Annotated in this window: 13 protein-coding genes and 1 pseudogene; 2 read left to right on the plus strand and 12 right to left on the minus strand. The window is 63.3% G+C overall.

Features of this window, described 5'->3' with window-relative positions; genetic code table 11:
- From VK804_RS14850 to VK804_RS14900, 11 genes are all read right to left on the minus strand, one after another.
- Nucleotides 1–712 (minus strand): FAD-binding oxidoreductase (locus tag VK804_RS14850; protein WP_325371579.1); only part of this gene is annotated, 712 nt, incomplete at its 3' end.
- Nucleotides 713–830: 118 nt separating this feature from the next.
- Nucleotides 831–1334, minus strand: coding sequence for a 1,2-phenylacetyl-CoA epoxidase subunit PaaD (gene paaD, locus VK804_RS14855; RefSeq protein ID WP_325371580.1), 504 nt, complete (start codon nt 1332–1334; stop codon nt 831–833).
- Nucleotides 1328–2104 (minus strand): 1,2-phenylacetyl-CoA epoxidase subunit PaaC, encoded by a 777-nt coding sequence (gene paaC, locus VK804_RS14860; RefSeq protein WP_325371581.1) that lies wholly within the window; start codon nt 2102–2104, stop codon nt 1328–1330. The genes paaD and paaC overlap by 7 nt, the downstream gene beginning before the upstream one ends.
- Before the next feature lie 146 nt (nt 2105–2250).
- The gene (gene paaB, locus VK804_RS14865; protein WP_325371582.1) at nt 2251–2538 is read right to left on the minus strand and encodes a 1,2-phenylacetyl-CoA epoxidase subunit PaaB; all 288 of its coding nucleotides are present in this window, start codon (nt 2536–2538) and stop codon (nt 2251–2253) included.
- A 17-nt stretch (nt 2539–2555) separates the two neighbouring features.
- Nucleotides 2556–3545 carry a 1,2-phenylacetyl-CoA epoxidase subunit PaaA gene (paaA, locus tag VK804_RS14870; RefSeq protein ID WP_325371583.1) on the minus strand — a complete coding sequence of 330 codons (990 nt, stop codon included), beginning with the start codon at nt 3543–3545 and terminating at the stop codon, nt 2556–2558.
- A gap of 73 nt (nt 3546–3618) precedes the next feature.
- Nucleotides 3619–4482, minus strand: a complete 864-nt coding sequence (gene paaX, locus VK804_RS14875; RefSeq protein ID WP_325371584.1) for a phenylacetic acid degradation operon negative regulatory protein PaaX — start codon at nt 4480–4482, stop codon at nt 3619–3621.
- Between the two features lie 160 nt (nt 4483–4642).
- Nucleotides 4643–5413, minus strand: a complete 771-nt coding sequence (locus VK804_RS14880) for an esterase/lipase family protein (RefSeq protein ID WP_325371585.1) — start codon at nt 5411–5413, stop codon at nt 4643–4645.
- A 421-nt stretch (nt 5414–5834) separates the two neighbouring features.
- Nucleotides 5835–6317: a phasin gene (locus VK804_RS14885; protein WP_325371586.1), complete on the minus strand. Its 483-nt coding sequence runs from the start codon at nt 6315–6317 to the stop codon at nt 5835–5837.
- A 170-nt stretch (nt 6318–6487) separates the two neighbouring features.
- Nucleotides 6488–7084: a GNAT family N-acetyltransferase gene (locus VK804_RS14890; protein WP_325371587.1), complete on the minus strand. Its 597-nt coding sequence runs from the start codon at nt 7082–7084 to the stop codon at nt 6488–6490.
- Nucleotides 7081–8163 (minus strand): alpha/beta fold hydrolase, encoded by a 1083-nt coding sequence (locus tag VK804_RS14895; RefSeq protein ID WP_325371588.1) that lies wholly within the window; start codon nt 8161–8163, stop codon nt 7081–7083. Before VK804_RS14895 ends, VK804_RS14890 begins: the two co-directional genes overlap by 4 nt.
- Nucleotides 8160–8546: a hypothetical protein gene (locus VK804_RS14900; protein ID WP_325371589.1), complete on the minus strand. Its 387-nt coding sequence runs from the start codon at nt 8544–8546 to the stop codon at nt 8160–8162. The genes VK804_RS14895 and VK804_RS14900 overlap by 4 nt, the downstream gene beginning before the upstream one ends.
- A 184-nt stretch (nt 8547–8730) precedes the next feature.
- Here VK804_RS14900 and VK804_RS14905 point away from each other — a divergent pair, with 184 nt between their 5' ends.
- Both VK804_RS14905 and VK804_RS14910 read left to right on the plus strand, forming a co-directional pair.
- A complete protein-coding gene (locus VK804_RS14905) occupies nt 8731–9654 on the plus strand; it encodes an alpha/beta fold hydrolase (protein ID WP_325371590.1) in 924 nt (307 codons plus the stop codon).
- 16 nt (nt 9655–9670) lie between these two features.
- Nucleotides 9671–10078: a GFA family protein gene (locus tag VK804_RS14910; protein WP_325371591.1), complete on the plus strand. Its 408-nt coding sequence runs from the start codon at nt 9671–9673 to the stop codon at nt 10076–10078.
- Nucleotides 10079–10282: 204 nt separating this feature from the next.
- Here the strand turns inward: VK804_RS14910 and VK804_RS14915 are convergent.
- A pseudogene (locus VK804_RS14915) lies at nt 10283–11157 on the minus strand (NADPH--cytochrome reductase); the annotation flags it as partial.

Raw genomic sequence — 11157 nt, forward strand, 5'->3', positions numbered from 1 at the left:
CAATGCCGATGTCACGGCAAGTCGCCTCCAACTCGTCACTCATGCCGGTTGGACCACAGATGAAGACATGATCGACACTCACTGCCGGCACCAGCGAGCGAAGCAACACCCTCACCTTCTCGCCGTCGAGCCGGCCATGCAGGATCGGGATGTCCTGCTCCTCGCCGGAGATGACATGGAATATCGAGAGCCGCTGAATGAACCTGTCCTTCAGTTCTTCCAGCGCCTCGCGGAACAGCATGCCCGATGTCGAGCGGTTGCCGTAGAACAGGAAGAACCGGCTATGGGGCTCGCGCGCCAGCACGCCCTTCACGAGGGAAAGGATCGGCGTGATGCCGGAGCCGGCGGCAAAGCCGACATAGACCCTTGCTTCGCCCGGTGCGGGTGCGACGCCAAAACGGCCGGTCGGCGTCATGACGTCGAGTTCGTCACCTGGCTTCAGCTCGTCGGCGGCCCAGCTCGAAAACGCCCCGCCATCGACCTTCTTCACCGCGATGCGCAATTCGCCGTCATCGGGGCCGGAGCAGATCGAATAGGAGCGGCGTACTTCTTCGCCATCCATGGTGGTGCGCAGCGTCAGGTACTGGCCCGGGGCAAAGCTGTAATCGTTGGCGAGTTCGTCCGGAATCGCAAAGGTCAGCGATATCGCGTCAGCGGCTTCGCGGCGCAGATCGTTGACGGCGAGGCGATGGAAGCGCGGGGTTTGGGACATCGGCAATTCTCAGACTCTCAATTCCACCGTCATTGCGAGGAGCCCTTGCGACGAAGCAATCCATCTTTCTTGTTGCGGCATGGATTGCTTCGCTTCGCTCGCAATGACGATTGAAGCATCAATGGCATTTGAAATAATCAAACGGTTCGCGGCAGCTCTTGCAGCGCCACAGCGCCTTGCAGGAGGTCGAGCCGAATTCGGACAGCACTTCGGTATCGTCGGAGCTGCATTGCGGGCACTTGACCTGCTCGACGCCGAACAGCGCGCGGCGGGAGCCAGCGGCCTGCGGCGGCGCGATGCCGTATTCGGCGAGCTTGCGGCGGCCATCCTCGCTCATCCAGTCGGTGGTCCAGGCCGGCGACAGCACGGTCCTCACTTTCGAGTTGCGAAATCCCTCGCGCTCCAGCGCGAGCTCGATCTCCAGCGTGATCATGTTCATCGCCGGGCAGCCGGAATAGGTCGGCGTGATCGCGACCTCGATCCGGCCGTCATGGACCGCGACGTCGCGCAGCACGCCGAGATCGGCAATCGTCAACACCGGAATTTCCGGATCGACCACGGTCGCCGCAACATCCCAGGCGCGCTGCCGCAATTCGGCGTCGCTGATTTCAGCTGTTACCATGTGGCCCCCGGAAAAGTCCGCTGCATCGACTGCAGCTCGCTGAGCAAGTGGCCGAGATGTTCGCTGTGCCGGCCGCTGCGGCCGCCCTGCTGCATCCAGCCGCTCTTCGGCAGCGAAAGCGTTGCTTCGTTCACAACCGAGGTAACCGTCTTGAGCCATTGCGGGCGCAGGCTCGCGGGATCGATGGCGGTGCCGGCATCGATCAACGCGCGCTCGCTGTCGTCAACTTCGAACATCTCGCCGATGAAGGACCAGAGATCGTCGATGGCGGTTTGCGCACGCGCGTGGCTTTCGTCGGTGCCGTCGCCGAGGCGGACCATCCATTCCGACGAATGCCTGACATGATAGACGCTTTCCTTCTCGGATTTTGCCGCGATCGCGGCAAGCGTTGGATCGCCTGACTTCATCATCGCGCGCCAATAGAGGTCGGCGAACGCCGAGTAGAAGAATTGCCGCACCATGGTGCGCGCGAAATCGCCGTTCGGCTGTTCCAGCAGCAGCAGGTTGCGGTACTGGCGAACGTCGCGCAGATAGGCGAACTTGTCCTCGTCGTTGCCCTTGCCTTCGACCTTGGCGGCATACGAATAGAGTTCGCGCGCCTGTCCCAGCAGATCGAGGCCCATATTGGCGAGCGCCATGTCCTCTTCCATGGCGGGCGCATGGCCGCACCATTCCGACAGCCGATGCCCGAGGATCAGCGCATCGTCGGCGCGGCGCAGCACGTAAAGCACCAGCGGCGTTTCGGAGACGGTGATGGATGCGACGGCCATGTTCTTCAACCTGCTTGCGCCAACTCTATCGTCGTCATTGCGAGGAGCGCTTGCGACGAAGCAATCCATTCTTTCATGATGCTGCGCGATGGATTGCTTCGCTTGCGCTCGCAATGACGAATGTGGGCAGCTACATTCGTCAGAAATCACATATGCCCGACTTCGTCGGGCACGTCGTAAAACGTCGGATGCCGGTAGATCTTGGATTCCGCCGGCTCGAACATCATGCCCTTCTCGGCAGGGTCGGAGGCGGTGATCGCGCTCGACGGCACCACCCAGATCGACAGGCCCTCGCCGCGGCGGGTGTAGATGTCGCGTGCGGCTTGCAGCGCCAGCGTCGCGTCGGAGGCGTGCAGCGAGCCGACATGCTTGTGCGCCAAGCCATTGCGGCTGCGGATGAAGACTTCCCAAAGCGGGGTGTTCGGCGTGGCCATGACGGTCTCCCTCGACTCTATTCGGCAGCTTGCGCGGTTTGCCGGTGCCTGCGTTTTTCCGCATAGGCCTGCGCCGCCTCGCGCACCCAGGCGCCTTCGTCATGCGCCTTGCGCCTCGCCGCCAGCCGGTCGCGGTTGCAGGGACCGTTGCCTGCGAGCACCTGCCTGAATTCGTCCCAATCGATGGCGCTGTATTGCCAATGCCCGTCGGAATCCTGCTTCATGCCGGGATCGGGGATCGTCAAACCGAGGTATTGCGCCTGCGGCACCGTCGCGTCGACGAATTTCTGGCGCAGCTCGTCATTGGAGAAACGCTTGATCTTCCACTTCGTCGAGATGTCGCCGTGCTGGCTCGCGGCATCGGGAGGCCCGAACATCATCAGCACCGGCCACCACCAGCGGTTCAGCGCGTCCTGCGCCATCGCCTTCTGCTCCTCAGAGCCGCGCGACAGCGTCACCATGATCTCGTAGCCCTGGCGCTGATGGAAGGATTCCTCCTTGCAGACGCGGATCATCGCCCGCGCATAGGGGCCGTAGGAACAACGGCACAGCGGGATCTGGTTCATGATCGCGGCGCCATCGACCAGCCAGCCGATCACGCCGATATCCGCCCAGGTCAGCGTCGGGTAATTGAAGATCGAGGAATATTTGGCCTTGCCTGACAGCATCAGGTCGACCAGCTCTTCGCGCGAGGTGCCGAGCGTCTCGGCGGCGGCGTAGAGATAAAGCCCGTGGCCGCATTCGTCCTGCACCTTGGCGAGCAGCGCAGCCTTGCGGCGCAGCGACGGCGCGCGGGTGATCCAGTTGCCCTCGGGCAGCATGCCGACGATCTCGGAATGGGCGTGCTGCGAAATCTGCCGCGTCAGCGTCTTGCGATAGGCGGCGGGCATCCAGTCGTTCGGCTCGATGCGGTCCTCGGCATCGATCCGCGCCTGGAACGCCGCGGCATGCGCAGCGTCCTCGATGCGGTCTTCGGCTTCCGACGTATTGAGCGCCTGGGTGTACATGCGCCGGCCTCCCGGATTGTTGCGAGCTAATATATAACAAAAATTTCAATATGCAATATATTTCTGTAACATATTAATCGCCGAAGCGATGGGCCAGTCCGGTGGCGGCGGGCAACCGGCCGTTTTCATTCAACCCGTTGTGATCAAGCCATTTTTCGGCTTGCGGCAACACCGCGCGATAGATCTCGCCGCAGAGTTTCCGCGCCGCCCGGCCCGGCCAATCCACAGGCAGTAGCGCGGTGGGCAGCAACGGATCGCGCAGCACCACCCGCCGGTAATGATGGATCAGCAATATCCGCGCCGTGAAGGCGTCGGCATCGGACAGTTGTGCGCGCCGGCCGATCCAGCCGCGCAAGGGCTCGAAGGTTTTCATGAATTTCAGGTAGGCGTCCGCCGTGCGATCGAGCGGCCAGCTCTCGCTGAGCAGCCGCCGGCCGCTGTCGTCCTCGGCGGACACTTCCAGCCGGATCGCGGATGCAGCTTCCTCCGGAATCGGAACGCCCGAGGGCGCGACCCAGACGCCGGGCAAGGGACTGCCGAAGCCGGCATTCTTCAGCGCCTCGCGCGAGGCGTCGCGGTCCTCGCCATTGCCGATCAGCAGCAGTTCAAAACGCCCGGTCCAACCGGAGGCTTGCGGATCGTAGATGTGTTTGGTCGCAGCGTCAAAAGTTTGCCGGCCCTTCTTCACCAGCCGGTAGAAGCTGTTGCGGCCGACCTTCTCGCGCTCGAGCCAGCCATCGGCCGCAAGCCGCGACATCGCCGTGCGCACCACGCCGGCCTCGATGTCCAGCGCCTTGAAGAATTCCAATAGGGTACCAAGCCAGACCGATCCGCCGCGCGGCACGATCGCATCGCCAAACACGGTGATGACGATGGAGCCGGTGCGCGAGGGTTCGCGCTTGAGCTGTTCGATGATGCGGGCAAGCGGATGGGCCATCGCCAACGCATAGCGCGTTTTTTGGGGAAGCAACAACATTGGCGAAAGCAGGCCGCTCGTATCGTCATTGCGAGGAGCGAAGCGACAAAGCAATCCATTGGTCAACAAAGCAAGCTGGATTGCTTCGCTACGCTCGCAATGACGCCTTTGGGCGCCGCTCTCACCTGTTCGGATCGGGATACACGATGCTGCGCCAGCCGCTGCGGTCGAACGGGGCCCACTGCCCTTCGGCCTGCGCGAGGCGGTCGGCGACCGCGTAGACCACGGCGGGGTGATGGCCCATGCCGCAATGACTGCTTTCGACCTCGATGTTTTCGGAGCGGGCCGACGGCTTTTCCATGCAGCCCTGCCAGGCGCAGATGCCGTCGGTGCGGCTGAAGATCGCGGTGGTCGGCACCGGCGGCGTTTCCGCCAGCGATCCGCCGAAGCGGCCGTCGTTTTCGTCGGCGCGGCGGCCGCTCGCCATCTCATAAACGCGCCAGGCGTTGGTCGCCTTCGGGCTGCCTGCGAACGGGCTGCCGAGCGTGATCACCGAGCGCACCCGATCCGGCATCATCTTTGCGAGCTGCCTTGCGTACAGGCCGCCGAGGCTCCAGCCGACCAGGCTGATCTTGCGGCCGTGCGTGTCGCTGAGTTCACGCACCAGATCGACCATCGCGCGCTGCACGCCATCGCGCAGGCCGAGATTGCGGCCCTGCCGCCAGCCGCTGACCGCATAGCCGCGGTTCTTCAAGAAGCTGCGCAGCGGTCGCGTCGAGGTGTCCGACGCCACCAGCCCGGGCAATACCAGCACCGGATGTCCGTCGCCCTTCGGCGCCAGGCTGAGCAACGGCAGCGCGCCCAGAAATGCGCCGAGTTCCTGGATCGCGCGTCCCTCCAGAAACATCAGCGTTCTGGACGGCGGGCGCAGCCTCTCGGCAGTCGCGGACATGCTGTTTCCTCTTCGGGGCCGAAGACGGCCCGATCGATCAATGGGAAGACGCTGGACCCACGCAATCGTTCCGCAACGCAACAATCCCTTAAATCAAGTTGGGGTCCCTGATTCCCTATTCAAGCGGTTGACTTCAGATGAGACAATAGCTGTCCACATCTAAAGCGGCCTGAGCCATCCCTGAAGCTGCGCGCGCGACCGTCATCAGATTTCGTGTCCCGGAGGCGGTGCAGCGTTCTTTACGATGCACCGTAGAGCCGGGACCCACAAATCTTGGCGATGCCATGGACACCGGATCAGCAGCGCACCACGCCGCGAAGCGGCGGCGCGCTGCGCAGCATCCGGGGAACGTGTGCCGACAAAAAGAAGGCCCGCCTAAGCGGGCCTTCGAAACGGGGCAGTCGTTCGCTTTGAACCGCGATCAGGCGGTCTTGGTATAGACCTTGGAAAAGTTGTCCTGGGCGGTCTTGGCGCCCTCGGTGACGAGCTTGCCGAGATATTCGGTCGAGGCCTTGGCCCGCGACACGAACAGTTCGCCGCGCGCGCGCAGCATGTCCGACTGGATCTGCACCGCCTCGTTGAGCGACTTGGCGGACGCCAGCCTGTCGATGCCGGCGAAGAACGCTTCGGCGTCCTGATAGAGCGCCTGCTGGACGTTGCGGCTGATCTTGGCGGCTTCAGTGACCGAGCCGGCAACGGCGGTCTCGATCGCATCGGTGGCCTTCTCGGACCCGGCGTAGAGATCGGCGGCGCGCTCCTTGGCGGTGCCGGCGGTCTTCTTCACGAATTCACGGGCGGCTTCGGGAACTTCCATGTTCTGGAGGTTCTTGAGCGCGTCGGTGACGGGCGCGAAAGCTTCCTTGACGGTGTTCAGCACGGAATTGGTTTCGGTTTCGGTGGTCATGGGGTCTCTCCATCCTCGGGTTGAGCTATGGGCTCACCCCGTCCGCTCTGGGCCCGGGGCAACCTCTATATGGCACAGCTGATGGTGCATCGCAACATCAATGGTGCGATGCGATATCACGAATTCGTGATCGGCTGAGGAATTAGGCGGGTCGGCTCAATGATCGGGCTTCAGGGCTGGACGGCCTCCCCCATCCCATAGGCTTCCATCTGGGCCCGGACCTGCGCCACATTGTGCCCGAGCACGACGATATCGTGCTTTTGCCCGGCGGAATCGCGGACATGATCGCGAAACAGCGCCTCGGCCTTGAAGCCGAGGCCTTCGAAAATCGCGATCGCGCCGGTCTGGTCCACTGTCATCTGGACGAGCAATTTTTCCAGTCCCACGCTCAAGGCAAGGGCAAAGGTTTCCTGCGACAGCGCCCGGCCGACGCCCTGGCCGCGCACCTCAGGCGAAACCACGTTGCGGATTTCGCCGACATGCGGCGACCAGGAGTGCGGATCGCGCACGATGGTGCCGCAGCCGACCACCCTGCCCGACTTCACCGCCAGCAGGCTCGTGATCGAGCCGCGCTCGATCTCCTTGATCCAGGCCGCCAGCACCTTCGGCTCGCTGATGTTGCGCGGCAGGAACAGCAAATCGTGCACCGGGAGTTTTTGCGCGAATTCCAGCACCAGCGCCTCGTCGGCCGGCGCCATCATCCTGAACTCGACCTCGCCGGCGTCGGTCGCGACGCGGAGCGGATAGGTGCGTATGTCGGTGCTCATGTCGATCTCTCGCCCAGCCATGAATCGAGTTTCGGCCACAGCCGTTTTATCGCGTTGGCGCCGGCGACCAGGCTGACATGGCCGCCCTTCAGCATCACCTCTTCCTTATCCGTCGAGCCGATCTTCTTGATCAGCGGCTTGGCGGCGTCATAGGGCACGATGTGATCGTGCTCGGCGACCGCGTGCAGCATCGGCACGGTGATTTTGGAAATGTCAGCCTTGCGCCCGCCGACCGACATGGTGTCGTTGTAGAGCTTGTTGTCCCACATCAGGTCCTTGGTGATGGCGCGAAAATACTCGCCCGCCAGCGGCAGCGTATCGGTGGCCCAGCGGTCGAACATGCGGTACGACTTGACGTATTCGTCATTCCAGATGTTTTCCCACAGCTGTACCTGGCTCGCGGCGCGCGACGCCGGCCGCAGCATCTCGAACGAGGACAGGATCATCTCGGGCGGCACGTTGCCGACGCTGTCGACCAGGCGATCGACGTCGAAATAGCGCCGGTCGGAGAAATTCTGGAACAGCTTCATTTCGCGGAAATCGACCGGAGTGGTGAAGCAGATCAGGTTCTTCATCGGCCCGTCGGCGAAGATCGAGCCGTAGAGCAAGGACAGCACGCCGCCAAAGCAATAGCCGATGATGGTGATGTCGGTCTCGCCGGAATCCTGTTGCACGCGGCGGACGCAATCCGGAATGAAGTCGAGGACGTAGTCCTCCATCGCCAGCGATTTCTCTTCCGGCCGCGGCGCGGCCCAGTCCAGCATGTAGACGTCGTAGCCGCGCTTGAGGAGGAACTCGATGAAGCTCTGGCCGGGCACCATGTCGAGGATGTAGCCGCGGTTGGTGGTGGCCATCACGATCAGGATCGGCACCCGGTAGATCTCGTCGGCGACGGGGCGGTAGTGATAGAGATTCATGGTGCCGCGGACGCTCAAGATGTCCTTCGGCGTCGAACCGAGCGAGGGACCAGACGAGGCGATATATTCGACGCCCTTGATGCTGCGCTGGATCGCGCGCTGCACTTCGGACTGAATCCGGTCCGGGATCGATCTCAGATCCAGGCCGGCCGCGGCATTCATTTTTGCTCTCCGCCCGCGGGTGGCGGTTTTTTGGTGCGCGGCGGCCTCGGCGGGGACGCAAATCCGCCTTGCGACGCGCCGGACTGACCCTGGATTTGGTGCAGCATCGCCTTGATCTCGCCGAGTTGCCCTTCGATCGCCTGCAGCCGCTCGGCCATGCCGACCATCTGCACCCGGCTCGGCAGGTTCATGCTGACGAGATATTTCTCCATCATCTCGCCGAGCTGTTTTTGCGCGCCCGCCGAGACCCCGCCGACCTGGTTGACGACCCTGGAGAATTCCGGCGATTCCATCGCCTTGGTGGCGAAGGCGTTGAATCCCTTCTCCATCTCGCCCATCATGTTCTGCCAGATCGCAACCGGATCGTTGCTCTTGTCTGCCATGGGCGACCTCCGGGATGATCACGAGGGGATCAGAGCCCCGCCTGTCCTGACATTGATACCACACCGTTGCGACAGCACGGTCAACATCGCGGCTGCCGATTTCAGGCCTGGGGGAGCCTTCTGCACCGCGAAAAACCGTGTCATAGAGTGCTGGTCGCAATGCCATGTTCAGGGAATAACCGAAGTGAATGGATTGGCCCATCAGCCGGAGCGGATCGCCCGCGCCAACGGCGTCGAGCTTTGCTACGAGATTTTCGGCGACGCCGATGCCGAGCCGATGCTGCTGATCATGGGGCTCGGCGCCCAAATGGTGCTGTGGGATGACGATTTCTGCCGCCAGCTCGCCGGCCGCGGCTTTCGCGTCATCCGTTTCGACAATCGCGACATCGGCAGATCCTCAAGACTTTCCGGCGGCAAGCGCCTGACCCCGCTCGAACTGTTGAAACTGCGGTTCCTGAAAATTCCGGTGGCCGCGCCCTACAAGCTGGGTGACATGGCAGAGGACACGATTGGCTTGATGGATGCGCTCGGCATCAAATCCGCGCATCTGGTCGGCGCCTCCATGGGCGGCATGATCGCCCAGGAAATCGCGATCTCCTTTCCCGAGCGGGTGCGTTCCCTGACCTCGATCATGTCGACCACGGGTAATCCAAAAGTGCCTGGCCCTACCCGCGAGGCGGCGGCGATGCTGATGGCGCCGCCGCCTGCGACTCGCGACGAATATATCGCCCGCTTCGCGCAGACCTGGAAGCTGCTGCGGGTGGGAAGCTTTCCCGAAGACGAGGCGCGCGACCGCGCCCGCGCCGAGCGCTGTTTCGAGCGCGGCCTCAACCCGGCGGGCGTTGGACGGCAGCTGCGCGCGATTCTCGCCTCCGGCAGCCGCAAGCAGCGGCTGCGCGCGGTCAACGCGCCGACGCTGGTGATCCACGGCACCGTCGATCCGCTGGTGCGCCCCGAAGGCGGCAGGGACACCGCGGCCTCGATCCCGGGCGCCAAGCTGATGATGGTCGAAGGCATGGGGCACGCGCTGCCGATGCCGATGTGGCCGCAAGTCATCGACGCCATCGACAAGCATGCGCATGCGGCCTCGGCGAAGGCGATGCATTGACAACAGGGAGAATGTCATGAAACTGGAGGGCGGATGCTATTGCGGCCAGCTGCGCTACGTGGCCGAGGGTGAGCCGGCCTTGAAGGCGCAATGCCACTGCCGCGAATGCCAATATATCTCGGGCGGCGCGCCCAACATGTTCATGCTGATGCCGCCGGACGGGTTTTCCTACACCAAGGGAACGCCAAAGGCTTTCAAACGCAGCGATCTGGAAAACGCGGTGACGCGCGAATTCTGCGCCGAGTGCGGCACCCATCTGTTGACGCGGCGGCCGGGGCTGCCGGCGGTGGTGCTGAAGATCGGCACGCTCGACGATCCCACGCTGTTCGGCACTCCGCAGATGGCGATCTTCACCATCGACAAGCAGGCGTTTCATCAGATTCCGGAAGGATTGCCGAGTTTCGAGCGGTTGCCGAAACGGTAAGATTGCGTCATCCTGAGGTGCTCGCCTCTTCGGCGAGCCTCGAAGGATGACTGGCCGAGGTGCAAGCGGCCCATCCTTCGAGGCGCGCAAGAGCGCGCACCTCCCGAGTGAGCGCAGTCGCGCTCATCCGGGGATGACGGCAGCGTTTGCTGAATCAGCAAGTGCCCCGGATTTCGCTTCGCTCCATCCGGGCTACGTGCTGCATCATCCGCCCGCCCACACATCCAGCACATAGCGGTTCTTGGCGCCGAGATCGTCGATCCAGCGCTGGCCGGCCTCGGCGTCCGCGCCGGACCGCTCGCGGTAGATCGCAACCAGCGCCGCCTTGACGTCCGGCTCCATCTTGCCGCCGTCGCCGCAGACGTAAGTGATCGCGCCCTGCTCGATCAGGCTCCAGACCCGTTCTTTCTGCGCCGCGACCAGATGCTGCACATAGGTTTTCGGACCGTCGGCGCGCGAGAACGCGGTGTGCAGTTCTGCGATGCCGTCGGCGGCAAACGCCTTCAGTTCGTCCGCATAGATAAAATCCTGATCGGGATGGCGGCAGCCGAAGAACAGCATCGCGAGCCCGAGCGTCGCGCCGGCCGCTTTGCGCGCCGCGCGCTCCTGCAGGAAGCCGCGGAACGGCGCGAGCCCGGTGCCGGGGCCGATCATGATGATCGGCACGCTGGCGTCCTCGGGCAACCGGAAGCCGGCCTTGGTTTCGCGCACCGTGGCGTGGATGGTTTCGCCGATGCGGCGGCCGGCGAGGTAATTCGAACAGATGCCCTTGTAGATGCCGCGGCCGGAGCTCGCGGGACCTTCCACCACGCCGACGGTAACGCTGCAGCGCGACGGATCGACCGAGGCCGACGACGAAATCGAATAATAGCGCGGCGCCAGCAGCGAGAGCATTTCGAGATAAAGGTGAAACGGCAGTTCGCACGCCGGGTATTCCTCCAGCAAATCGAACACCGATTTGCGCTTGTCGAGCACTTCGCTTCGATAACGTTCGGCGGAAACCTCGTCGTCGCTGGCGAAAGCCGCAAGCTTGGGCTTGGTGACCGGACAACGCGTGTGCTTGGACAGGAGCTGGATTT

This window comes from Bradyrhizobium sp., from assembly GCF_035484855.1.
Taxonomy (GTDB): domain Bacteria; phylum Pseudomonadota; class Alphaproteobacteria; order Rhizobiales; family Xanthobacteraceae; genus Bradyrhizobium.